Below are 25,264 nucleotides of genomic sequence, written 5' to 3'. Positions count from 1 at the left end.
CGCGGCGGTGAAGCGCCTGCTGCGCGGTTTCGGACATGCCTTCAAAGGATTGAACTACCTGCTGGGCCACCGCGATTTGTGGGGTCTGGCACTGTTGCCGATTCTGCTCGATATCCTGTTGTTCGCGGGTGGTTTCGGCGCCTTCATTTATTATTATCCGCAACTGCTGCACGCGATCGTTCCCGATCCGCAAGTCTGGTACCAATGGATTCTCTACGCGCTGGCGGCGGTCCTGCTGGTCGCGGCGTTCGCCCTGGCGGTCGTTTTCGGCTTCACGGCGGTCGGCTGCGTCATCGCCGCGCCGTTTCTCGACGCCTTGTCCGAAAAGGTGGAGATCCAGGAAGGCTGGCGCGCGCCGGCGACCACCGTGCGGCGGATCGTGGACGGCATCGTCAACAGCCTGCGCACAACGCTGGTCGTGGTCGCGCTGTTTCTGGCGACCGAAGCGGCTTTGCTGCTGTTGCTGCTGATCCCCGTCGTCGGATCGGCCGTTTACGCGGTCTTGGCGCCGCTGGCCGGCGGTTTTTTCCTGGCCGTGCAGTTTTTCGATCTGCCCCTCAGCCGCCGGTCGCTGTCGGCCGGCGCGAAAATCGCCTACTTGTGGCGGCGCAAGACGGAAACCGTCGGCTTCGGCCTCGCGGTTTTTCTCTCGACGCTGGTGCCTCTGGCCAACCTCCTGATTCTGCCCGTGGCGGCGATCGGCGCGACCCTGCTGCTGCGGCAATGGGAAAAAGATGAACCACGAACGACCGTATCCGGCGAGTGACCTGCCCGAGGCCCACCTGCGCGCGCTGCGCCTGCTGGCCTCCGACGTCGATGACACCCTGAGCACCGACGGACGTATCCCGTCCGACATTCTGGCGGCTTTCGAGCGGCTGCGGCGCGGCGGCCTGCTGATCTGGCTGGTCACCGGGCGCTGCGCGTCGTGGGGCCAGGCCTTGTCGCGCTATCTGCCGGTGGACGGCGTCGTCGCGGAAAACGGCGGGGTGATCTGCCGGGGCGAACAATTGACGCCGCTGGCCGACCTGTCGTTGATCGGCGAAGGGCGGAGCCGCCTGCGGGATGCTTACGAGGCGATTCGACGGCAGGTGCCGCGCGTCCGCCGGACCGACGACAATCTCGGGCGACTGACCGACTGGGCGATCGATCGCGCCGCGTTGAGCGACGACGAGGTGAGCCGGGTCGCCGATCTCGCGAACGCCCAGGGTTTGAGGATGATCGCCAGTTCGATCCATCTGCATCTGTTCGCCGGCGAGCACACCAAGGCGACGGCGGTCGGTCGCGTCTGCGACGAGTTGGGTTTGCGGGATCGCCGGGAAGTGCTGACGATGGGCGACAGCACGAACGACGAGCCGCTGTTCGACCCCGCGCAATTCCCGCTGTCCGCCGGCGTCGCCAACGTCGAGAAGTATCTGCCGCGGCTGATCCACAAGCCGTTGTTCATTCTGCCGCGGCCGCACTCCGCCGGCGCGCTCTGGCTCTTGAACCGCATCCTGGTTTGCCGAGGATTGTAGACGGCTTGGTTCATCGTCGCCGACTTTCCGTGCGCCAGCCGGAACCCACATAACTGCCGACATGGATGCTTCATGCCATAGGCATGATTGAAAATAGCCCAGCGTTTCAACGCTGGGTTTCGGTTCGCGGTATTTTTCTTCGTGCCGTAGGTACGTCCGTATGATCTCCCATATTTTTCGTTGCGAACCATGTGTCGAGGCACGTCCCTGACGGGACGAAACAATCCGCGGCGTTCATCCCCAGCGTTGAAACGCTGGGCTAGATTCAATCGTCACTGACGGGATGTTAGGAAATATCGAAAACCCTTACCGTCGTTCCGTGCGCCAGCCGGTAACCACGCCGGGAGCGCAAGCGACCTGACTGGTGTAGGAGCGGCTTAGCAGCCGCGATAAAACCTTACGTCGTCTTTCCGTGCGCCAGCCGGAAACCACGCCGCCGCTCACCAACCCATCACTACCAATGGGCTTTGGAAATTCTCTGATTTACAAGCCTTGACTTTGACAACGCAACATAGTGTTATTTGTCCATGTGTTGGGGAATAATCGAAAAGACATTTGTGAGGATTCCGAGGGTGGTCGAAGAATGGAATTAAATAATGCTCCGAAAATTCCAATTTTTATATACTGCCCCCGGAAATCTCGGAATTCCCCTGATGGGTTTGGTGAATCATGATTAAAATCCGACCTATAGCAATACTTATACTGTTATTGCTGATTATCACCCTGGAAAGCAGTTGGGGAGATCAGAAATTTTATGTGGCCAAGTTGGATAAAAACGGTGATGTCGAATGGGAATTTTTTCCTCCCTCATCCGATTATTGGGATCGGCAGTTGCTGCTTTGCGCGGATGATGAAGTGTATTTGGCTGGCGAAAAATCGATCATGCGCATTAGTGAGAATGGCGACATGGAGTGGCTTGCCGATTACAATGGGCAATTCGGAAATTTAACCTGTGACGAGGATGGCGGAATTATTCTATTATCATCGACGATTGGGCCGACCAAGGTTGCGACGATTCAACGATTTACCGCCTCAGGCGATCTGACAATAAATATTGATTATCAAGCCAGCCAGCAGTGCGATTTCCGGGGAGAATTTTATCGGATCAACGAGACGACAAATGCGATGATATGGAAAATGAACGAACAATCATGTGCCGACGAATTGATTGTGCTCGATTCCGAAATGAATGAGAAATGGCGTCTTGAAGGTAATAATTCCGATGCCGATTGGATAACGCTGATTCGAGTGGTGCCGGCCGTTGACGGTTCATTCTTTTTACTGAGTGAAGGTGAGGACGGAGCAAAAATACAAAAATTCTCGGAAAACGGGGGAATCTTCTGGTCTTTGTTACTGCCATTTAACAATCTTTACCCGACCAAAACAGTAGTGGACACTGCCGAGTGGTATTCGGTATTGGCAGAATTGACAACGAGTCGTTTTTTCATCGGGGGCATTGACGAAGCGGAACTATTAAATAGTGGGGAGCCTATACCGATTCGCATTCAAGAGTATTCGCTGGAAGGATTGTTGCTGCGGCAAGGTGATTTAATAACCGATCATTCTTGGCTCAATCTTGTCGATATGACCGTAGGATGGGAAATGGATATAAACATCCTGGCGGAAGGAGGATATTTCTCGGACTCGGAGATGCCAATAACAAATATCATGGCAAGTAAAATGAATGTTGATGGAAACATGCAATGGATATATGAATACGACTGCGGCGATCAATTGGTTGACGTGCCTTACTATCTTCAAAATGACAGTCAGGGCAGCATCTACTTCAATGGGATTGTCTGCCGGGAAAATGACGAACCGAATTTCGACGATGATACAGCAGACGACAATACGGAAGAAGATAACGATGCCGACCAAGGCTGCGGCTGCTGATCCCGCATCCCTATCAAACAAAAAGGGCCCCTCGCGAGAGGAGCCATTGTTCGATCGAATTCTTTACCAAAATTTCATCAGCACGCGGGTGCCGGCGCTGAGCACGTCGGCGGCGCGGCAGTTCTTGCCCGGAATCCAGGTCAGGTTGCGGTAGGCGACGTACGGTTGCAGCGGTGCGCCGAGTCGCAGGAGGCTGAGCACCATCTGCCCGTTGAGCATGTTCTTGTAGCCGGGCCGCCAGAGGCGCTCGCGGTCGTAGTCCCAGATTTCGGAATCGGACTGCCAGTCGGTTTGCTGCAGGTAGATGAACGAATAGCGGAACGAGAACGTCAGCAACGGCGGCAGCGCTTTGGCCTTTTCGACGTCGCCCTTGGTCAGCCAGGTGCCGAGGGCCGGCCCCTTCCAGGGCACGATGTCGGTCTGGACCGACCCACCGGTGAAGTCGCCGCCGTCGATGGTGTAGTACTTGCCGGTGAACGGCCGGTAGTTCAGCAGCAGCGGGTTTTTCTTGCCTTCGGGCGACTCATAGCGGTGCGGCAGCAGGAATTCGTAAAACGCGTCGACGCCCACCAGCAGGCGGCCGTCGAGGCTTTCCTTGAACGACTTGTCGAGCGACACGTGGAAGCCGAGGTCGCCGTTCGAATGGAGATCCCACGAGGTAGTGCCGGCGGTGACGACTTCCTCGGGATCGGGCTGCTTGCCGGTTGGCAAGGCGACGGTCATCATGCCGGCCATGGCCAGCCCTAGCTTTTCCCAGCTCTGGTAACCGTCGGTGAAGCGCCAGCGCGTCCCGAGTTGGATGTCGCCCAGGACGCCTTCGTTGCCGCGCCACTTTCCCGGCTTGGGCTGGCCCATGCTGCCCGCCCAATCCCAAAAATCCTGCTCGCTGTAGCTGCGGCCGAGGTTCCAATTGTAATCGCCCTTGTCCCACTGAAAATCCGGGTCGATTTTCGTGTACAGGACGACGGGAACGCCGATGCCGGCGGAAAGGTTGTCGAAAATGCCGTATTGAAGCTGGCTGACGAGGATGCCGAATTCGGTCCGCGCCTTGGGAATCAGCGTGCCCTGCAGGCCGGCGCCCGGCTCGTAGCGCTTTACTTCCTCGATCAGCGGCACCTTGCGGCCGTCGTCGTCGTAGGCGCTGTTGAGGTAGGAATACAGGTAACTGACGTCGAGCATGAAGGCGCCTTGCGGCAGGGTTTCGGTGAAGCCCGCCCAGGCGGCGCCGGCGGTCAGGCAAAGCATCAGGCCAAGGAGGCCGGCAACGAGGCGTTGGTTCATCGCGCGGTCCCTCCCTGGAAGCGTTTTTTGAGATCGAAGGCGCGGAACCCGGCATCGGTGGCGGGAACCTCGCCGGCGGCGACGAACATTTTCAGCGTTTGCGGCTCGAAGACCGCGGCCACCATGCTGTCGCGTTGATCCGCCAGTGCCTTGCGGCCGAGGATGTTCATGATCCGCTGGCGGTCCAGTTGGCCGTACTCGGCCGCCAGGGCGTCGCCGGCGTTGTAGAAGGCGCGCAGGGAGCGGAAGTAAAAACTGCTCCAGTAGCGTTGCGGCTGAATGTTGAAAGTGACGAGCTCGTAACCGATCTCGTTGAGGTCTTTCTGGTAGTGCGAGGCGATGCGCAGGTCGTCGGGGCCGACGCTGCCGTAAAGGCGGCCCGCGGCGTCCCGATTTTCCGGGTTGTCGGGATCGGCGGAGTAGGTATAGAAACCGCCCTCCGGCCGCGCGGTGATGTCGGAATCGATTTCGGCCGCGGCCATGTCACCGTTCGCGTCGGCCAGCAGGAAGTTCCAGCCGAACGAGGCGGGGGTTGCGCGCAGGTAATCCAGCCCTTCGGCCACCTGGCCGTAGTATTTCAGCATTTCCCGGCCCATGAAGCCGGCCGGCACGCCGTGCGGGGTGAGTTTGGCGAAAATCAGCCCCTCGTTGAACGACTGCGTGAACGGGTTGTTGAGGGTGTCGCTGGTGTCGAAGAAATAGGTGAAGCCGCGGCTGTTGATGCCGCTGAGGCCCCAGATCACGCCGGTATAGCCCAATACCGCGAACGGCGCGCCGTCATTCGGGTGGTGGATGATCAGCGTCACGTGCTTGTGCATGGTGTTGCTGTCGATCATCGCGAAGTGATGGGCCACGTACAGGTTGCCGTCGCGGGTCGCCGAGCCGCGCACCGCGAACCCGTAGGACGGCGGCTGGGTGCGGCCGTCGTCCAAACCCCGGTTCGGCACTTCCGCCGGGCGGGCGCCGTAGCCGGCGGTGGTGAAGGTGATGCGTTCGTCGCGCATCGGGCGGGGGTGGTAGGGCTTGATCCGCTCGATTTCGGTCAGATCCGTCGCCTGCAGGATCAGCGAAACGACGCTGGCGGGCGGTAGGCCCTCGGGCGGGGTGAAGACGACCTCGATGGTCTTGCCGTCGCGCGCGTACGGGCTGGTTTCAATGCTCGGATCGCCGGCCAGATAGAGCTTGTCGTCGAGCTGAATCCGGATGGAATCGGGAGACACACCCGGCTTGTCGTCGTCGAGGATGAACCGCAGCTTCGCGTCGAGCGGCACTTCACTCATGTGCGCGAAGGGCGAGGGCTCGTAGGGTTTCTGCCGGCCTTCCGCCGGTTCGTCGATTTCACCGTCGCCGTCGTTGTCGATGCCGTCCTGGTCCAGGTCGCCGACGAACTCGAACCATTCCAGCCGCGGCCCCTGCACGAGACGGATGTAGAAGGTGATGCCGCGGAAGCCCATCAGCGTGTCGAAAAACGTGTTGAGCAGCAGGATTTCCTCGTAGGGCATGCCGGAGCCGTCGGCGAGCCCGCGCATCTCGTCCAGGTACTCCTGGGGGATGAATTCGGCGAAGATGCGCGCCGATTCGAGCATCATCTGGTGGGGGAATTTGCCGTCGCCGTACACATCCTCGTCCTGGTAGGGCATCAGCACCGAACTGACGTCGTCGCGGTCGCGGTTCAGGTAGGGGAAGATCGAGTTGGTGAGCAGCATGGTGTAGAACGACCGGATCTTGTCCGCGAAGTGAACGCCTTGTTGATAGCCTCGTTCATAGGGAGTACCGCTGACCTCCAGAACCTCGAAATAGTCCGGCTGTTTGGTTTCCGCCGCGCAACCGGTCAACAAGGCCGGGAGCAGCAACGCGGCCAGGGCGATGAGCAAATGACGCGAAAACAACCGGGACACCGGGTGGGTTGGAGTGGGCAGATGTTTCAGGGTCTTGCTCCTTTCGTGTTTAGAGCAGCAACCAGGTGACGGCGGCGCCGATGTAGTTGGCGATCGCGTAGCCGATCAAGCCGCTGGCGATGCCCGAAACCAGAATTTCCTTGTTGCGCAAAGCCATCGCGACCGACGGCACGAACGGCGGCGAGAAAATCGCGGCGACCGAGGTGATGATCGCGGTGTCGCGGTCGATGCGGAACAGCCAGCACGTCACCATGTGCAGCGCCACCGAGCCGATGATCACCACGGCGTCGAAAATGAAAATCATCAGCGAGGAGCCGAACAGCTTGCCCAAGTCGGCGGTGAAGCCCAGCGAGCAGAAAAATGAAACCATCAGGTATTGGCCCAGGCCCTGGGTGCCCGGCCAGGCGCGGATCCGCCGGTTGAACGACGCCAGAATGCCCAGCGTCGTGATGATCAGGACGAAGACCGCGTCCTGCGAGCTCGCCGGCAGATAGCCTTTGACGAGCAGGCCGGCCGCGACGATCAGCAACGTCAGACCGGTGATGAGCAGCAGCGGCCGCCAGGGCGGCAGGCGGTTGTCGAAGGCACCGTCCCACGATTCGCCGTCGCCGACCGGACCCGTCCCGGGCGCGTACGGAAAAGGCCGCAAAAACAGGCCGAAGAGCCGTCCCGCCACGGTCATCAGAAACGCCAGGTAGGCGAACGACCAGATCATGTCGGCGGTGTTGAGCATGACGAAGATGTCGGGCTTGGCGTTGACCATGATGCCGACGGCGTTCATGTTGCCCGTGCCGCCGATGTAGACGCCGGTGAGCATGCCCGCCATTTGCGCGGTGTCGGCCAGGTAGGGGCGGAAGGCGTAGTGCGCGCCGATCGCCGCGATCACCACCGTGACCGACGCGAGCGTGAAGGCCAGCATCGTCGAGCCGGCGAGCCGGAACCAGCCGATGAAATCGACGGAATAAAGCAGCATCGGGATGGCCAGGGCCACGGCGACGCCGCAGAGGGTCATGTTGAAATTCCGGTCGAAATCCACGAAGGGTTGATTGATCAGGATCATGCCGGCGAGGTAGCAGACCACGACCGGGCTGAGCGAGCGGATGATTTTGGAACGCTTGGCCAGCCGCAGCACGACGGCCGGCGTGATGAAACAGAAAGCGGCTTGAAAAATCCAGATGGCGATCTTCATTGCTGTCGGTTCCGCCGATCCCGGTTGGTTATCGTTTCAGGGTTTCGTTCCAGAATTTTTCGGCTTTTTTCTTCAGTTCCAGGTAATACAGGCCCGCCTTCATCGACCAATCGTCGGCGTTTTGCCCGGCTTCCGGATCGATCATCTTGGGCGCCGCGCCGTAAAGGTCCATGACCATCTGCAGAACCTTCTGGCGGATCATGCCCCGCAGCGGCACGTGCGAGATCAGGCCGTACATCGCGGCGCCGCCCTGGCCGGCCAGCTCGGGATGTGCTTTGACGAATGCCACGGATTCGCGCAAGTCCTTGAGGTACAGGTCGATCACCTTGCCGTGGTGCGGCGTGACCATCGCGTGGAGGCTGTCGGGCTTCTGCTGGCGGTCGATGTGCCAGCCCCGTTTTTCGAGTTGATCGCCGACCGCGAAAACGTTCAGGTCCGGCGACTTGGAACGGTAGGCGAGAATCGCGCCGTGCGGCTTGCCCAGCACCTCCAACTCGGGAATCGCGGCGATGCCGTCGCGCATTTGCTTCACCGAGGCCATGATCCGCCGCGCGTTTTCCAGATAGCCGGTCTCGCCCTGCGCCTGCATCGCCGCCCAGGCGGCGGCAATGCTGCCGCCCGGCCGGGTGCCGAGCAGCGCGGGGGAAAAGAAAATGCCGCCCGGCCAGTTTTCGCTGATGAAGAATTGGTGTTTCAGGTAGTCCATGTTCCGGTAGACGATCGTCGAGGCGCCCTTGGCGGCGAAGCCGTATTTGTGCACGTCGGCCGACATGGAGGTGACGCCCGGCACGCGGAAATCGAAGACCGGCACGTCGTGCCCCAATTTCTCCACGAACGGCAGCAGAAAGCCGCCCAGGCAGGCGTCGACGTGGAAGGGCAGGTTGTGCCGCAGCGCCACGCGGCCGATTTCCTCGATCGGATCGACGACCCCGAACGGGTAGCACGGCGCCGACGCCGCCAGCAGGACGGTGTGTCGGTTGATCAGCTTCTTCATCGCCTTGACGTCGACGCGGTAATCCTTGCCGAGCGGGGCGTGCACCAGCTTGACGCCGAAGTACTCGGCCGCCTTTTCGAAGGCGACGTGAATGGTTTCCGGCGCGACCATTTCCGGCCGGCGGACGCCGCGTTTCGCGCGGGCCAGGTCGCGATAGGTTTTAACCGCCAGCAGGCAGCTTTCGGTGCCGCCGGAAGTCATCGTGCCGACGGCTTCCTCGTCGCCGGGGAGCATGACGGCAGTCATGCGGATGACCTCGGATTCGAAGCGCTTGAGGCTGAGAAAGGCCATCGGGTTGAGTCCGTTTTCCGAGAAAAACAGGTTGTAGGCTTTTTGCAGAAAATCAGTGTGCTCGTCGTTCAGATAATAGACGAGGCTCCAGGTTTTGCCGCTCAGATAGTCGGCGTCCTTTTCGCGGTAGCTTTGCATCTGTTGGAGGATTTGCTTTTTATCCCGGCCGTGTTCCGGCAGACGCACGGTTGTTTCGCTCATTCCCTGCTCCTCGACGCCGATCCGGACCGGACCGTCGCGCGCTGTTTTTCACCGATCGCCGAGTCTGCCGAATCAGGCGGCAAACCGATGGCGCGGAATGGATGGATCGGCCGAAGCGGCCGACTCCGAAAAAAATAAGGATTTATGTTGAGCATCCGCTCGCGTTTTGCTATGTTAGAGTAATCGAAAATGGCCCAACAACTCGCATTTCCGGGAGATCTTCAATGAGCCGCACTCCCCTGATTCGCCCGCGCAAACAACCGAAGCAGCGACGTTCCATGGCCATGGTGGACGCCATTCTCGAGGCGACCGCTCAGGTTTTAATCCAAGACGGTTACGAGCGGGCGACCACCAACAAGATCGCCGCCAAGGCCGGCGTGAGCATCGGCTCGCTTTATCAATATTTCCCCAACAAGGAAGCCCTGGTCGCCGCCCTCAACACCCGCCTGGGGTTGTTGGAATTGGAGATGATCCGGGCCAAGTTCGCCGAAATCGAAGGGCAGCCGATTCCCCAGGCGATCGCCACGCTGGTGACGGCGATGGTCGAGCTGCATCGCCTGGAGCCGCGGCTGCACCGCGTGCTGGTCGAGCAGGTGCCGCGGGTGGGCGATCTGAAGAAAATCAGTGAAATCGATGAAAACATCCGCGACCTGATGCGCGACTACCTGGGCCGCCGGTATCCGAAGCTGCCGCCCGCCGAGTTGAACCTGACGATCTTCGTGATTTTCAATATCGTCGAAACCCTGACGCACAACGCGGTTTTGCATCACCCCGAACTGCTGACCGACGACCGCCTGGCCGCCGACATTTGCGGAGTGATCGAAGCCTATCTGGTGCAAAAAGCGCCCCGTTAGCGTTCCAACAAGCCGCGCAGGAAGTCACCCGGATTTTCCCAAACCGCCACGACCCATTCCAAAATCCGGCGCAACCCGTCGGGCGCCGGGTCGGCGAAAAACTCGCCGATGTCGATGCCGATGAACCCCGGAAAGCCGCTGATCGTGATCGGGCCGAGTTCAAACGGCAGCACACCCAGAACCCGCAACAGGTCGTTCAATTCGCTGAGGGTGAAGAGGTATTCGGTATTTGGCGTGGGATCGAGGGACGACCCTTCGTAAAAAACCAGCGACAGCGAATAGACCAGATCGCTGACCGCGAGGGCCAGATCCGGTTGCAACTCCAGCGTCTCGCCGACCTGCACGCCGTCGATGCCGAGGTCGAAACGGCCGTTGCCGTTCCGGTCGCTGAAGGCGATCGGCGCGTCGGGATCGAGCGGCTCGGTGGCGAGCTTGGCGAATGCTTCTTCGAGGCGGGCGCCGGCGTTGCCCAGTTGAATGCCGGCCTGTTGCATTTGCGCCACGCCGTCGAAGCGGTCGAGATAGAGAAAATTGGGATACGTCGGGCTGTCGAGCAAATCGCCGAGCAGCTCGAACACGAAGCTGATGATATCCATGGTGTCGGTCAGTTCGCCGGTCGCCGGCAAGCGCAGTTTGGTGTAATCGAATTCGAAATTGTGCGCCAGCAGGAGCCGCATCAGGCCGTCGGCGATCGCGTTGAGGCCGCCGATCACCGCCAGTTCCGGCGGGCCGAAATCGCCGCCGAAAGCCAGGATTTCGATGTCCGCCATGACCAGCCGATAGTCGTCCAGACGAATCCGGGCGTCGGTCCGGTCGCGCAATTGTTGATAATAGTAATCGCTTTCCGCGAGCTGGGATTCCACTTCCTGGAAAATGTATTCTTGGATGACGTTGCCGCTGGCGGGCGGCGCGGGCGGTTCGTAAGCCGCGTTGGCCTTGTCGTCGGGTTGGTCGGCGAAGGAAATGCTGTTGATGGTGCCGATGATCTGATCGATGAAGTTGAACAGGCGCATCGGGCCGGCCAGCACCAGGCCGTACTGCGCTTCGACGTTGGTCGGGTCCAGGGCCAGGGCTTCGTTGAACGCCCGGGCGGCATCGGCCGCCTGGTTCGCGGTCAGGTACTGTTTGCCGGTGGCGACGTAATCGCCGGCCGACGGCGAGGCGTCGTCCCGGCCGTTGTCGTCGGCGCAGGACGCCAGGAGCAGACAAAAAAGCAGAAACCACCAGCCTCGGCGTAACCAGGAATGTCGCGGCAAGGTTTTCCCCCTTCTCGTCGGGTTGACGGCCCGGACCCCGGCCGTTTCCCCCGCTGGCTCGAACCCGGCGACGAAATTGCAAACCACCGCCGCCGGCGTTTCATTTGTCAGAGAACTTCGATCGAATTTTCTTTATCTGCATCGTTGAATGGTTCTTTTTTATATCAGGATCGGGATCGATCGCCAAGGGGTTTGAACGAACAATCAAAAAAAAATTGTGATATTTCCCGCCGGCCGGGAAAGGAGCGGCGGCGCGGGTTGCGGAATCAGTCGTGTTCCAGGACGATTTTGATCGCCTTGGCGTGCGTTTTGTCGAGGAACGTACGTACCGCGTCCTTGTACCGGCGCATCGGAAAACGATGGGTGATGAGGCCGTTGACCGGGAATTTCGGATCCAGCAGCAATTGCGCCGCGTGTTCGAACGAAGTCTTCCCGTCCGCTTCGGTCGCGTGGCAGTTGATGCCCGTCACGCGGATTTCCTGATGCCAGATCGGCGAGTAATCGAGTTTACCCGGCTGAAAATTGATGCCCAGGATGACTACGCTGCCGCCGCCGCGCGCCCAGCGCAACGCGTCATGCAGGCTTTGATCGTTGCCCACCGTGTCGTAGATGACGTCGAAGCCGCCCAGTAGAATCCGGTTGCCGAAATAGCCCTTGAAGGCGCGGGCGTGCGTCAACCGCGCCAGGGCGTCGTAGGTGTCCTCGCGGTCGCTGACCACGTGCGCCGCCCCGGCCCGCGCCGCCGCCTCGGCCTGGTAGGGATACCGCGCCAGGCAGGTGATTTCCGCTTCGGGCGCCAGGGCCTTGGCGATGGCCGTGGTCAGCAGGCCGATCGTTCCCGCGCCGATGACCAAAACGCGATCGCCCGGCCGTGGCGTGCTTTTACAAACGCCGTGCAGAGCGCTGGCCGTGGGCTCGAGCAGCAGCGCCCGGTCCAGCGACAGCGTGGGCGGAATTTTAAACGGCTGTGAACGATGCATGACCATGAATGGCGAAAAGCCGCCGCCGACGTCGCGTAGCGGTAGATTTTTTTGCCCGAGGTTTTCGCAACGCATGTAATGGCCGGCCCGGCATTGGGGGCAGGGCGGGTCGATCTCCAGTTGAAAACACGAAGGCCAATCGATGCGCATCGCCACCCGGTCGCCCGGACGGAATTCGCCGGCGTCGGCGCCGGCTTCCACCACCTCGCCGACCAGTTCGTGGCCGAGAAACTTGCGCGCGATGCCGGGCGTGGCGGCGGGAAAACAGCCCGGATCCATGTCCATGAAAATCAGATGCATATCGGTGCCGCACAAGCCGCAGGCCTGGTTCTTCACCTTGAGCCAGCGCGAATTCGGCAGCCGGGGTTCCGGCACTTCCGCGTAGCGAACCGGTGAGATCCGGGATAATGGAGCCAGCTTGTCGAACTTGGACGCCGCCTTGACGGCCAGAATGCGCGGCAAATCGTTGTCGAAAAACAAAGCTTTCATGCGCTCAGACTCCGGCGGCCGCTTTTTCCACGGCTTGCAGCAGGCGATCCGCCTCGGCTTGGCCGATCGTCAGGTTGGGTCGCAGGACCACGGTGTTGGTCGCCACCTTGCCGGGCACGGCCAACACGCCATGCGCCGCGAGCCGGCGACAGAAAGCCTCGGCTTCCGCGGGCCCCGCGAAGGCGAGGGAGTAAAGCAACCCGTCACCCGCGATGGATTCGATCAGGCGCGAATGGCGCGCGGCGATGGTTTGCAATTTTTCCTGCAGGGAACGACCAAGGGCGGCGGCGTTTTCCCAGGGCGCGACGGCCGCGTAGATTTCCAGGGCGCGGGCGCCGATCCGGCAACCCAGGTCGCTGCCGCCGAAGGTCGAAAGGTGAATCAGCGGATGGGCGTTCATGAATTTGTTGATGGCCGGCGTGAAGAGGGTCGCGGCGATCGGGAAAACGCCGGCCCCCAACGCCTCGCCGATGATCAGCACGTCCGGTTCGATGCCGGCGTGTTCGAACGCGAAACGTTTGCCGGTCCGCCCCAGGCCGGTCTGCGTTTCGTCGAGCACCAAGAGCACGCCGGTTTCGGTGCACAGCCGCCGCAGGGCGCGCAGGTAATCGGCGGAGGCCGGCCGGCAATGGTTTTCCGTTTGTCTCGGTTCGAGGAAAACGGCCGCGGTGCGCGGGCCGATCGCCGCGCGCGCCGCCGCCGCGTCGCCGAAGGGGATGATTTTCGTTTCCGGCACCAGCGGCGCGAAATCCCGCTTATCGGCCCGGGTTGAGAGGCTGACCGCGAAACCGGTCTGCCCGAACCAGGAGCCTTCCGGGGCGATCAATTCCGGCCGGCGGGTATAGCCGCGCGCCAGCTTGCAGGCGAAATCGAACGCTTCGCCGCGCACGACGCTGAACATCGTGCATTCCAGGGCGCCGGGGACGAAAGCGGCCAGCGCGGCCGCCAGCCGCGCCTTCTCGCGCGAGATCATCGGAAAATTGCCCTGGTCCGTCTCGCGCATCGCCTGCCGCAATTCGGCGAGCAGTTCGGGCTGCCGCCGGCCCAGGTTGTAGATACCGGCCGAGGAATAGCAGTCGAGGTATTGCCGGCCGTCCTGATCGTAAACGTCGGGGCCCTCGCGTCGCGACTCGATGAAGTCGTGACCCAGCGCCCGCAGCCGCGCCACCTGCGCGGGCGAAACGAAGCGCGCATAATCGTCCAGCAAAGCCTGCCGGGTCGGTTGATTCGCGCTCATGGCCGGCCTCCTTTCCCCGCGCCGGGGCGGGTGAAGGCGTCCTCGACCTTGCGGATCCAGTTGAACAGCACGGTCTGGACGCGCTCGCTGTTGAGCATTTTGAGCACCGGCGGAATCTTCGCGGCGGGCAGCGCGAGCGGCAGCAGTTGCTTCATCGCCGCGACGGCCTGGCGGATGATGGCGATCACCCGGTCCATTTCCTCGTGCGTCACCACCAGCGGCATCATGAAGCGCATCACCTGCGGCGCGTTGCCGGAGTAGGCGGCGAAAATGCCGTTCTTGGCGAGCGCGTCGGACATCATCGGCCCCATGAATTCGTGCAGGTACTCGATGCCGATCATCAACCCGCGCCCGCGCACGTCCTTGACGATCGCCGGATTCTCGCTTTGCAGGGTCAGCAAGGCGTCCTTGAGACGGGCGCCCATCTGGGCGGCGTTTTCCCACAAGCGCTGCGTCGTCAGGAAATCGAGAACCGCCAGCGATACCCGGCAGGCGAGGTCGGAGCCGCCGGTGTAGGTGTAATGAAATTCCGGATTCCGCTCGACGTAACCGGTGAGTTGCGCGGTGTCGCGGTACAGCATCGCCGCGTTGGGAAAGATGCCGCCGCTCAGCGACTTGCCCACGGTCATGATGTCGGGCACGACGCCGGAATACTCGCTGGCGAACAAGCGGCCGGTGCGGCCGAAGCCGGTCTGGATTTCGTCGAAAATCAGCACGCTTCCCAGGCGGTCGCAGAGTTCGCGCAAGCCGCGCAGATAGTCGTCGTCGGCCACGAAGATGCCCGCCTCGCCCTGAATCGGTTCGATGATGATCGCCGCGGTGCGTTCCGAGGCCGCCTGTCGCATCGCTTTCAGATCGTTGAAGGGCACGAATTGGAATTCCGGAATCAGCGGCTCGCAATAGTGGCGGTAATGTTCCTTGCCGTTGGCGCCCAACGCGAAGCCGGTGTGGCCGTGGTAACCTTTGATCGTCGAGATGATCTCGGCGCGGCCCGTCGCGCCGCGCGCCAGCTTGATCGCGCCGTCCACCGCGTCGCCGCCGCCGGCCGCGAACAGCACGCGGTTCAGATCGCCGGGCGCCAGTTCGACCAGCCGTTTGGCCAGCGCGACTTTCGCCGGCGAAATCAGATGGTGGTCGCCCATGTCCAGTTCCGCGGTCGCCCGTTCCAGCGCGGCCAGCACCGCCGGGTTATGCCGCCCGACGTTGAAACTGCCCGCCGAGGTGAAGCAGTCGATGAACGGCTTGACGCTCACCGGATCGACGAATCGGATGCCGAGCCGTTCGGTTTCGAGCACGTCGAGATGGCCGGCTTTCAGGTACTTCACCTGACCCCGATTCAAATAGCGCCCGAACGTCCGTTCCAGTTCGGCCTTTTCCTTACGCGTCATCGCGGCGCCGGTTTTTTTCGCCGGCAAGGTCTGCTGGTCCGACATGGGAATCGCCCTTCTTTTCCGGTTGCTGGTAGGAGAGTTTGAAAATACCTTGCCTGCTCGTTCGGGGAAAGAGGGTGGCTAGGCCGGCCCGGAAATTTTCTCGTTTTTCCCCATCTCTGAAGGTCTATCTTGAAATAAGCATTGCGGGCGAATAATATTACTTCCGCAACCTCATCTTCGATGTCTCTTCATCAAGCTTGTCCGCCGGATGGTTGGCCCGGGGACGCGATTGTGCGTCGCGGCCCGATGTGATTTTTCGTGGAGAAATTCACAGTGCAAAGCATCCCGGTCTGGAATCACCTCCCCCGCGCGCGAATGACCCAGGCGATCCTGGTGGTCTGTGTTTGTTTGGTGGCCGGGAAAATCATCGGCCTGGGAACTTTCGAGGATGCGTACATCACCTTTCGTTGTTCCGAAAATTTCGCCCTGGGTCATGGCCTGAATTACAATCCGGGCGAACGGGTCGAGTCCTCCTCCACTTTCTTTTATGCCCTGTTGGTCGGCGCGGTCGAGCGTTGGTTGCGGTTGAATCCGATCCTAACCGGTAACGCGCTGAATTTCTCCGCCTTGCTGTTTATCCTCTGGATGTTGGCCCAGCGCGCCCGGCCACCGGAAGAGGGGATGTCGGCCCGAGCCGTCGCCGTCGGCTTTTGGTACGCCGCGACACATCCGGCCCTCTGGGCGTATGCACATTCCGGCATGGAAACCGTCTTTTTTACCGGCCTGATGTTCGCCGGCTTTCTCGGCTTGTTGGAGATGGTTGAAACCGGGCGTGGCGCCGGGCGCGCCGGTCTGCTGTTCGGCCTGGCGGCGATCACCCGAATGGAAGCGACGGCGTTCATGGGCCTGGCGGCCGGTTTGGCCGTTTGCTTTGGGCCAAAGGAACGCCGGCTGATCGGGCCGCTTTGGTTGCTGCTCTGCTTCGTGGCGGTTTTCGCGCCGGTGCTGGCCTGGCGGTGGACCTACTACGGCTATCCGTTCCCGATCTCGTATTACGTGAAGGTGGACGGCGGCGGCCTGTTGCTCGCCAAGCGAGGGCTTTTTTACGTTTTCACGTGGTTGATTCTCAACCCGTTCGGCACGGCGACCTTGGGGCTGGGCATCCGGTTTATTCATCGGCGGACGGCGTTGCCGCGACGGGTGACGATCGGATTGATTTGGATCGCGGCCTATCTGGCCTATGTCCTTTCCGTTGGCGGCGATTACCTGCCGTTCGGGCGCTTTCTGGTGCCGATCATTCCGGTTTTGTCGTTGATCGGCGCCGATCTCTGGCCGCGCTGGGTCGAGGAGCGGGCGGCTCAGGCGAACCCGTCGCGCCGCCTGACGCGCCGGCGGATCATCGCCTATCTCGCCGTCAGCCAGGTTTGGGCGGTGATTTTTCCGTTTCAGTTTTTCGGTCTCCTGCACGAATTGGGTACTGCCAGCACCTGGCGGCAGGTCGGCAAGGCGATTCACCGCCGGATTCCCGACCGCGACGTCACGCTGTTTTCCTTTACGGCGGGGGCGTTGCCTTATTACGCCAAGCTGAGATGCCATGACGGCCTGGGCCTGACCGATCCGGTCTTGGCCCATAAAAAAGTCGAGTTGGGCAAGGGGATCCCCGGTCATGAAAAGGCGGACGTCCGCCGGATTTTTGATTTGCGACCCGACCTCATCGCTTATCAGTCTTTCGGTAAAAAGGTCCGCATCAGAACGCTGCCGCACTATGTGACGGATGAATCCGGGCAAAAGGTGTTCGTCGATGCCGGCGGCAAGGCGCATCCGCTCAAGGCGCGGCCGAATCATCAGGGCGAAACGGACCTGTTCAGCCAGCATGAAATCATGATGAGTCTATTCGCATCCGAGGAATTTTTATCGCGCTACCAACTGATGAAACTCAAGGATCCTGCCTTGCAAGCGCTTTTCTTCGTTCGCCGCGACGCCAAGCCGCGGCTCAAGGCGGCCTTCGTGCCGTTCGCGGCGCCGGACGAAAACTGAAGGCCGGCCGGCGACTCATTTCAGAGGGCTTGTTTGGCCGCCGGTTCCTTTTCCGGTTCGTCCTTTAATTCCGGCGCGATTTGCGGAACGAATTTCGGATCGCGCAAGGCGACTTGCCCCTGCTGCGCGTAGTCAATCGCCAACCCGAGCAGCCGCGTCGTTTCCTGCGCGGCATGGAACCCCGTCGAATTCTCCGCCTCGACGAAATCCAGCAGGAACTGCGCGCGCCGCTGCAATTGCCGCGCGGTCGCCAATTCGGCGTCGCTCCGGCCGGCCTCGCGGGCGGCCTTGAGATCGCCGATCAACGCCACCAGCGAATCGAGGGCCGCGTCGCGCAGCATGAAAAAACGCCGCTGAATCGTCTCGACGCGCTCTTTCAATTCCTCTTCCGGGAACCGGTGGCACGATTGGCACGCGTTGTTGATGTTCAGCAGCGGACTGCGGACGTGATGGTCGCTGATTTTCATCGCGCCCTCGCGCAGATAGGGCATGTGGCAGTCGGCGCAGGCCACGCCCGCCTTGGCATGAACACCTTGGCTCCAAACCTCGAATTCCGGATGCTGCGCCTTGAGCACTGCGGCGCCGGTATCGGCATGAACCCAATCCTTGAACTCGGCTTCGTCGTAGTAGGCGAGAATCTGCTCGGCCTTGATTCCCTTGGCCCACGGGAAGGTCAGTTGTTTATCGGTTCCCTTGAAGTAGTACTCGACGTGGCACTGGGCGCAGACGTAAGTGCGCATTTCCTGCCGCGTCGCCGACTTGTTGACGTCGTAATCGACGATCCCCTGCGACGCCTTGAGGGCGCGGAGGCCCGCGATGAAAGCCGGCCGCGTGATGCGCAGTTGCATGGTTTTCGGATCGTGGCAGTCGATGCAGGCGATCGGGAACTTGACGAGCTTACGGGCTTCGTCCCACGGCATTTGATTGATTTTTTCGAATCCCTTGGACAGATCGCCGTCGCCGAGTTTCCCATAGACGACGTACATGGAAGCGTGACAATTCAAACAGGAACCCGGCGATGCCTTTTGGGGCGGGGCGATCAGACAGGGAGCGATCGTTCATGGCGGTCCTACCTCCTGATGCACGGCGAATGATGATGTCGCAATAATAAAAGGATAAACATTCCGTCGGCGGGAATCAACCAATTGCGGTTATTTCGGTATTGTCCGGTCCGAAATCGGCGCTCAGGCCATGGCGCGTCCGGCAGCCTCGCGCAAATGCGTCTGGGCGTCGGCGACGATCCGCTCGATCAGTTCGGCAACGGGCGGGACGTCGTGGATGCGGCCGATCGACTGGCCCACCGTCAACAGCGCCTCCTCGGCATTGCCGTTTTGCCAGACTTCCCGGGCGCGTTGGCCCGAGATCAGCGGGAATAGCTGCGAGAAGTCGGCGCCGCCCGCTTTTTCGATTTCCTCGATCTGGCGGACAATGCCGTTGCGCAGGGCGCGCACTTGCAGGCCGAAACTGCCCAGCAATTCGCGCAGGTTCAGCGAGGTATCCATTTCGTTCTTGTCCAGAATCATCTGGTGGATGTTCGGGTGCACGGCGCATTCTTGCGTGGCCAGGAAACGCGTCGCCATCATGATGCCGTCGGCGCCCAGGGCCAATGCAGCGGCGAGACTGCGACCGTCGACCATGCCGCCCGCCGCCAGGATCGGGAGATCCACTTCCTCGGCGACCTTCGGCAGCAGGACGATCGTGGAGACGTTGTCCCGGTGCGGAAAGCCGCCCTCCTCGAAGCCGGCGACCGTCACGGCGTCGTAGCCGACCTTCTGGGCGTGCACGGCGTGTTTGACCGTGCCCACCTTGTGCAGCACCTTCACGCCGCTTTCCTTGGCCAGCGGCAGCAGATCCTTGCCCAGGAAGCTGTCGACCGGCGCGCCGGCGATTTCGATCGCCGTTACCTGGCGTTCGCAACAGACGCGGAAAAACTCGCGCAGCAGTTCGACGGGCAAGCGGATCGAGGGCATGGTGGTGATGTTGACGATGAACGGCTTGGCGGTCAGTTCGCGCGTGCGATCGATGGCCGCGCGCAGTTCGTCGCCGCTGTTGTAATTGCCCGAAGTCAGATTGCCCATGGCGCCGGTGTTGCTGATGGCCGCCGCCAGTTCCGGCGTGGCCAGCCACAACATGCCGCCGCATTGAATGGGATATTGGATGCCGAACAGTTCGGTGATGCGAGTCTTCATCTGGTCCTCTTTCCGCGGATGGTTGCTTGATGGAGCCCATTGCTGTTGAAAGCGATTTTGCGTCGTTTGTCAACAGAATGAGATCACCGGCCGGATGAGGTGGATTGTCGCTTGCCGATCCGGCGTTTTTCTGGCATCTTCAATCTTCCGGTTACTTGAATCGCCAATACCGTCACCTGAGGAGACACCGATGAACCGCACTTTTTGGATCTTTCTGTTCACCGCGATCATTTTGTTCGGCGGCGCGATCCTGGCTTCGGCCGAGGACGCCTTTTATATCTATCAACCCGGCAACTTTTTCGGCGCGCAAGGCGATCTGACCTTGGAAACCGAAACGGCCTACGGCACGCGCGAGGCGCGGCTGTTGGGCGAGGACGCCTTCGAGCAAAGTCTGCGGCTGCGGGTCAGCGGCACCGATTGGCTTTCCTTCGAGGCTTGGGGCGGCATGGTGTTCCAGACCAACGAGGAAGTGAAGGAAGAAAATGGCGCACAGGACGCCGCGTTTGCGGGCGACGTCTACGCGCGGGCACTGAATCAGGACGATCACTACATCAACCTGAGCCTCGGCCTCGGCTATCTTTACGACTATCAGCAAACCTCCATTCCGCGCGCCCGGATCGCCATCAGCCGGTCCTGGGGTAACTTCGACGTGACCTTGGGCGCCGTGGGCGAAATCCCGCTCGAAGGCGAGGAAGAAGAAGAGGAAGAAGAGGGCGAGGAAGGCGAGGAAGCAGCCGAAGAAGAGGAAGGGACTTACGACGAAGTGGACCTTGCCTTCAACGCCGCGGCTTCGTATGGCTTCACCGACTGGTTCCGGCTCGGCGCCGAGGCAGTGCTGGAAGACACCGAGGGCTTCTGGGAAGAAGAGGAAGCCGAGGGCGGCGCGAAACTGGTGACCGGTCCGACCGCGTCTTTCGCGGCGACCGATCAGTTCCACATCCGCCTGAACACGGCGGCCGTGGTGCCGATCACCACCAACAATCAGACCCGCGTGGTCGGCGGCTCGAACCAGAACGACACCGGCTTCATGGGCCGCATGACGCTGGCGTATCGGTTCTGACCAGCGCTTAATTTTTCGAACGCTCGGTGGGGCGGCCGGTGACGGCCGCCCTTCTTCTTTGGCGTCCCGAACCGCGCGCCCTTTCAAATTGACCCAAGCTTTGCCCGGCATTACGCTGATTCTACTGGTTTTTATAAACGTTGCCGAAGCCTGACAAGGTTCAGTAAAAGGAGTAGCCATGTTGGATATCCCGCGTATCTTCAACATTTCCGAAAGCGCTCACCGCATCCATAACCCGTTCACACCGGAAAAGCTCGCCACTCTCGGCGCGGTGTTGCGCCTGGAATCGGGGACTCGGGTGCTCGACCTCGGCAGCGGGTCGGGCGAGATGCTGTGTACCTGGGCCCGCGATTACGGAATCCGCGGCATCGGCATCGACCTGAGCCGCTTGTTCTCCGAGCAGGCGAAACGCCGGGCGGAAGAACTCGGTGTCGCCGATCGCGTCGAATTCATCCACGGCGACGCGGCCGGCTACATCACCGATGAAAAGGTCGGGGTGGCCGCCTGTGCCGGCGCGACGTGGATCGGCGGGGGAGTCGCCGGCACCATCGAGCTTCTGGCCAAGAGTCTCCGCTTCGGAGGAATCATCCTCATCGGCGAGCCCTACTGGCTGCGGTTGCCGCCGACGGAAGAAGTTGCCAAAGGATGCGGCGCCGAATCCATCGCCGACTTTCTCATGCTTCCAGAACTTGTCGCGTCTTTCGGCGATCTCGGCTACGACGTGGTGGAAATGGTACTGGCTGACCGGGAGGGCTGGGATCGGTACGAGGCGGCCAAGTGGCTCACCATGCGTCGCTGGCTCGAAGCGAATCCCGACGATGATTTCGCAACGGAGGTTCGAACCCGACTGACCTTGGAGCCAAAACGCTACGTCGCGTACACGCGTGAATATCTTGGCTGGGGCGTGTTCGCGCTGATGGCGCGGTGAGGTGAAGCGGCAGGCGTCGCAACGCGGATGTCAGGGGGGCGGCCGGCGGCGGTCGCCCTTATACTTTGGCGTCCAAGACCGCGCGCACTTTCTTCAGCAGGTTTTCGAGGGTGAAAGGTTTTTGAATGAAATTGGCGGCGTCTTCCAGTACGCCATGGTGGGCGATGATCGCCTCGGAATAGCCCGACATATAGAGCAGCTTCAGTTGCGGGCGCTGGGTTTGGAGGATTTTGAATAGTTCCTTGCCATTCATCTGCGGCATGATCACATCGGTCAGCAACAGGTCGATGGATTCGGGGTGCTGGCGGCTGATCTGCACGGCGGCCTCGCCCTGCGAGGCTTCGACGACGTGATAGCCGTGCAAGGTCAACAGCTTCCGGGTCAAGCTGCGGACCATGTCCTCGTCCTCGACCAGTAAAATCGTTTCTTTGCCGCGCGGCAGGTTGCTCGCCGGGGCCGCCGGCCGCGCCTGCGCCTCTTCCTCGTCCTGGCGGGGCAGGTAGATTTTGATCGTCGTGCCGAGGCCGGCTTCCGAATATACGTTGATATACCCGTCGTTCTGTTTAACGATGCCGTAGACCATCGCCAGACCCAGCCCCGTTCCCTTCCCCTGCGCCTTCGTGGTGAAAAACGGTTCGAACAGGTGCTTGATCGTTTCCTTGTCGATGCCGCTGCCGCTGTCGCTGATGCTGAGCCGGATGTAGGCGCCGGGAGGAATCTCCGCGGATTTGTTCAGCGGCGAGGAATCGATCCAGAAATTCTGGGTCTCGATGACCAGTTTACCGCCTTGCGGCATGGCGTCGCGCGCGTTGACCATCAGGTTGATCATCATTTGATCGAATTGATGCGGATCGATTTTCGTCAGGCCCAGTTTTTCACTCAGCTTGAATTCGAATTGGATGTCCTCGCCGACCAGCCGACCGGCCATTTTCCTCATTTCGGTGATGAGTTGATTGATGTTGAGTACCTGCGGCGCGATCACCTGTTTGCGGCTGAAGGCCAGCAACTGTTGCGTCAATCCGGCGGCCCGGTCGGCGGCTTTGCGGATTTCCAGCACTTCGTTTCGCGAACCGTCGGCTTCCGGCATGGTTTGCAGCAGTAGTTCGGAGTAGCCCTGGATGCCGGTCAGGATGTTGTTGAAGTCGTGCGCGATCCCGCCTGCCAGGCGGCCGATGGCGTCCATTTTCTGCTCCTGGGACAATTGGGCCTGCAACGCCGACTTTTCCAACTCGGCTTGTTGGCGCTCGGTGATGTCGTGGGCAAAGGCGAAGCAGTACTCGGTGCCTTCGAACTGTTGATAGGAGAAAGTAATGTCCAGCGGGACGTATTCGCCGTCTTGCTTGAGGAGGGAGGTTTCGATGGAGATGGTGCCCAGCGCCTTGGCTTTTCGCCATTGCTCGGCCCAAGCCTCCGGGGAGAGGGAGGGATTGAGGACGAAGACGTTCTTTTGCAGCATTTCTTCCAACGAATAGCCGAGCAGGGCGCCGACGGCTTCGTTGACGTAAATGATCCGGCCGTCCGGCGCGATCCAGAAAATCGCCTCGGCGGCGTGATCGATGGAAAATTGCATCAGTCGCAACCGCTCTTCGGTCCGCTTGCGCTCGGTGATGTCCGAGAACAGCACGGCGAAGCGGCCGCGGCCCGGCGAAAAGACGGAAATGGCGAAGTGTTTTTGGAAAACCGTCGAATAGTAGTCGAAGAATTCCGGCTGTCCGGTGAACGCCACCTTGGCGTAAATGTCGATGTAGCTGGAGGGGGTCACGTCGTCCACTACCGAGGCCTTCGAACCGATGGCCGCTTCCCGCGGGCGGTTCAGGATTTGCTCATAAGCCGGGTTGACGTCGAGCACCTGGTAATCGAGCGGCCGCCCGTTGTCGTCGAAGAGGATCTCGTACAGCGCCATGCCCTCGCTCATCGTGGTGTAGAGCATGCGGTATTTCTTTTCGCTGTATTTGAGCGCTTCCTCGGCCCGCTTGCGCTCGGTGATGTCGCGGGCGACGCTGAGCACCGCCGTTTTGCCCCCGTAGTCCAGCAGTCGGCTGTTGAGTTCAACCAACATTTGCGTGCCGTCCTTGGCGATGTGGATGGCGTCGGAAAAGAGCTGGCCGCGCTCTTTCAGGCGGGCGATGCGCAGCGGGAACGGCAGCCCGAATTCACCGTCCTCGATGTGGTCGATTTGCGTATGCTGCAATTCTTCCCGCGTGTATTTCAGGCGTTCGCAGGCCGCCTGATTGGCTTCGAGTATGTTGCCTTCGGCGTCGTGAATGAAAATCGCGTCGCTGGCGCTGTCGAACAACGTGCGATACCGCGCTTCCGATTCGCGCCAGGCCAGTTGCGATTTGCCGAGCGTCTCCAGCATGCGATTGAGTTCGACCGATAAACCGGTCAATTCGTCGCCGCCGGATAATTCGATGCGGGCGTTGGGGTCGCCGCTGGCGCCGATTTCGCGGACGCGCTGGTGCAGGAAGTCCAGCCGGTTGAGCACCGTCTGACGCAGCAGAATATAGGTCATCAAACCGAAACAAAGCCCCAGGGTCGCCAGCGAAAGGAGAATGTAAGTCAGGCTGTCGATGCCGCGCTGGTAAATCGTGCGGGGCAGATCGACCCGCATCAGCAGCGCCGGCCGGCCGTAGATGTCGTTGAGGAAACAATAGCCGGAGATGACTTTTCCCGATTGGACGAGCGTTTGCACCGGCTCTCGCGGGTTGATCGTCGGGCGGATACGGGCGAAATCGGCCGGCGGATTCGGATCGTCGAGACGCTGCAGCTTGATTGTCGTTTGCGTGATTTCCGCCAGCCGCAGAATATAGCTGGCGCGCAGAAATCGTCCCATCAGCAGGGTGCCTTGAATCGGCCCCTCGTTGTTGGAAGTGACGATCGGGCGCGTGGCCACCACCATTTCCGAATCCGGCAACAGGAACAAGCCGACATGGGAATCCTGCGGCGTCGCCAGATTCAGCAGCGGCTCCCCCGGATGGAGGATTTCGAGGATTTTCGGCGGAATCGGGATTTCCTTTCCCGATTGAAGGTCGAAGGTCTTGCCGGTGACCATTTTCGCGTTTTTGTCGATCACCATGATGAGGTTCATTCGCAGGCTGACGAAGCTCGTATTCATCATGTTGGATTGGATATAGGCGGGATTGTGATCCTGGACGAACTGGTAGGTGTCGTCCCAGGCGGACCAATCGGAGGCCATCGACCGGACTTCTTTGAACATTTCCTGCATGGTGGAAGCGACTTGCAGCGTGCTCTTTTTTACGGAAGCGCGTTCCAATTCGTTAAAACTATGCAGCAGAAAGATGCGGGAGCCGAGGTACAGAACCAGAATCAATACCAAAACAACCAAAGCCAGGGCGGCAATGATTTTTTTCGATATCGACAAAATATTTCCTTTCCGGCAAGGGCCTCATGATCGCGGTTGAGGGGATCCGATTCAAGGCCGACGACTTTGATCGCGGGGGGATTGTAACCCGCGAACGCTCCTCCAATCGAGCCGGTTTTTTTCTTGGCAAGTCGGGGAATAGTTAGATTATTTTTACAGTACACCCTTCCGACCCAACTGCCTCAAGGTTTTTTATCGGTACAAAGAGATTGAAAAAA

18 protein-coding genes are annotated in these 25,264 nt (G+C 60.6%); 7 read left to right on the top strand and 11 right to left on the bottom strand.

Going from position 1 to position 25,264, the window contains the following annotated elements; all coding sequences use genetic code 11:
- Positions 1–7: 7 nt before the first annotated feature.
- The 3 genes from GX444_03470 (at position 8) to GX444_03460 (ending at position 3,407) form a co-directional block, all read left to right on the top strand.
- Positions 8–766 (top strand): hypothetical protein, encoded by a 759-nt coding sequence (locus tag GX444_03470; GenBank protein ID NLH47645.1) that lies wholly within the window; start codon positions 8–10, stop codon positions 764–766.
- A complete protein-coding gene (locus GX444_03465; GenBank protein ID NLH47644.1) occupies positions 735–1,514 on the top strand; it encodes an HAD-IIB family hydrolase in 780 nt (259 codons plus the stop codon). The genes GX444_03470 and GX444_03465 overlap by 32 nt, the downstream gene beginning before the upstream one ends.
- A gap of 669 nt (positions 1,515–2,183) precedes the next feature.
- Positions 2,184–3,407 carry a hypothetical protein gene (locus GX444_03460; GenBank protein NLH47643.1) on the top strand — a complete coding sequence of 408 codons (1,224 nt, stop codon included), beginning with the start codon at positions 2,184–2,186 and terminating at the stop codon, positions 3,405–3,407.
- A 63-nt stretch (positions 3,408–3,470) separates the two neighbouring features.
- On the opposite strand, the gene GX444_03455 is transcribed toward GX444_03460, so the two are convergent.
- Genes GX444_03455 through GX444_03440 form a run of 4 tightly spaced genes read right to left on the bottom strand, consistent with a single transcriptional unit; the run spans position 3,471 to position 9,261 of the window.
- Positions 3,471–4,688, bottom strand: a complete 1,218-nt coding sequence (locus GX444_03455; protein ID NLH47642.1) for a hypothetical protein — start codon at positions 4,686–4,688, stop codon at positions 3,471–3,473.
- Positions 4,685–6,577, bottom strand: a complete 1,893-nt coding sequence (locus GX444_03450; GenBank protein ID NLH47641.1) for a hypothetical protein — start codon at positions 6,575–6,577, stop codon at positions 4,685–4,687. The genes GX444_03455 and GX444_03450 overlap by 4 nt, the downstream gene beginning before the upstream one ends.
- A 58-nt stretch (positions 6,578–6,635) precedes the next feature.
- A complete protein-coding gene (locus tag GX444_03445) occupies positions 6,636–7,775 on the bottom strand; it encodes a DUF819 family protein (protein ID NLH47640.1) in 1,140 nt (379 codons plus the stop codon).
- A 28-nt stretch (positions 7,776–7,803) separates the two neighbouring features.
- The gene (locus tag GX444_03440) at positions 7,804–9,261 is read right to left on the bottom strand and encodes an aspartate aminotransferase family protein (protein NLH47639.1); all 1,458 of its coding nucleotides are present in this window, start codon (positions 9,259–9,261) and stop codon (positions 7,804–7,806) included.
- A 224-nt stretch (positions 9,262–9,485) separates the two neighbouring features.
- Here GX444_03440 and GX444_03435 point away from each other — a divergent pair, with 224 nt between their 5' ends.
- Entirely contained in the window at positions 9,486–10,115 is a 630-nt protein-coding gene (locus GX444_03435; GenBank protein NLH47638.1) for a TetR/AcrR family transcriptional regulator, read from the top strand.
- On the opposite strand, the gene GX444_03430 is transcribed toward GX444_03435, so the two are convergent.
- From GX444_03430 to GX444_03415, 4 genes are all read right to left on the bottom strand, one after another.
- Complete coding sequence (locus tag GX444_03430; protein NLH47637.1) at positions 10,112–11,371, bottom strand: hypothetical protein; 1,260 nt, start codon at positions 11,369–11,371, stop codon at positions 10,112–10,114. The genes GX444_03435 and GX444_03430 overlap by 4 nt on opposite strands.
- Positions 11,372–11,637: 266 nt before the next feature.
- Entirely contained in the window at positions 11,638–12,840 is a 1,203-nt protein-coding gene (locus tag GX444_03425; GenBank protein ID NLH47636.1) for an alcohol dehydrogenase catalytic domain-containing protein, read from the bottom strand.
- Between the two features lie 4 nt (positions 12,841–12,844).
- A complete protein-coding gene (locus GX444_03420) occupies positions 12,845–14,077 on the bottom strand; it encodes an aspartate aminotransferase family protein (protein ID NLH47635.1) in 1,233 nt (410 codons plus the stop codon).
- On the bottom strand, positions 14,074–15,510 hold the full coding sequence (locus GX444_03415) for an aspartate aminotransferase family protein (protein NLH47634.1): 1,437 nt from the start codon (positions 15,508–15,510) through the stop codon (positions 14,074–14,076). The genes GX444_03420 and GX444_03415 overlap by 4 nt, the downstream gene beginning before the upstream one ends.
- 273 nt (positions 15,511–15,783) lie before the next feature.
- On the opposite strand from GX444_03415, the gene GX444_03410 reads away from it, so the two are divergent.
- A complete protein-coding gene (locus GX444_03410; GenBank protein ID NLH47633.1) occupies positions 15,784–17,487 on the top strand; it encodes a hypothetical protein in 1,704 nt (567 codons plus the stop codon).
- A gap of 20 nt (positions 17,488–17,507) precedes the next feature.
- Here GX444_03410 and GX444_03405 read toward each other — a convergent pair whose 3' ends face one another.
- Complete coding sequence (locus GX444_03405) at positions 17,508–18,473, bottom strand: ammonia-forming cytochrome c nitrite reductase subunit c552 (GenBank protein NLH47632.1); 966 nt, start codon at positions 18,471–18,473, stop codon at positions 17,508–17,510.
- 198 nt (positions 18,474–18,671) lie between these two features.
- On the bottom strand, positions 18,672–19,676 hold the full coding sequence (locus tag GX444_03400; GenBank protein ID NLH47631.1) for a nitronate monooxygenase: 1,005 nt from the start codon (positions 19,674–19,676) through the stop codon (positions 18,672–18,674).
- 190 nt (positions 19,677–19,866) lie between these two features.
- On the opposite strand from GX444_03400, the gene GX444_03395 reads away from it, so the two are divergent.
- Both GX444_03395 and GX444_03390 read left to right on the top strand, forming a co-directional pair.
- Entirely contained in the window at positions 19,867–20,736 is an 870-nt protein-coding gene (locus GX444_03395) for a hypothetical protein (protein NLH47630.1), read from the top strand.
- 181 nt (positions 20,737–20,917) lie between these two features.
- Positions 20,918–21,664, top strand: coding sequence for a methyltransferase domain-containing protein (locus GX444_03390; GenBank protein ID NLH47629.1), 747 nt, complete (start codon positions 20,918–20,920; stop codon positions 21,662–21,664).
- A gap of 58 nt (positions 21,665–21,722) precedes the next feature.
- On the opposite strand, the gene GX444_03385 is transcribed toward GX444_03390, so the two are convergent.
- The gene (locus GX444_03385; protein NLH47628.1) at positions 21,723–25,046 is read right to left on the bottom strand and encodes a PAS domain S-box protein; all 3,324 of its coding nucleotides are present in this window, start codon (positions 25,044–25,046) and stop codon (positions 21,723–21,725) included.
- Positions 25,047–25,264 lie beyond the last annotated feature (218 nt).

The organism is Myxococcales bacterium (assembly GCA_012517325.1).
Taxonomy (GTDB): Bacteria; Lernaellota; Lernaellaia; order Lernaellales; family Lernaellaceae; genus JAAYVF01.
The sequence above is the reverse complement of the archived record's forward strand: the minus strand, read 5'-3'. Positions and strand labels throughout refer to the sequence as shown.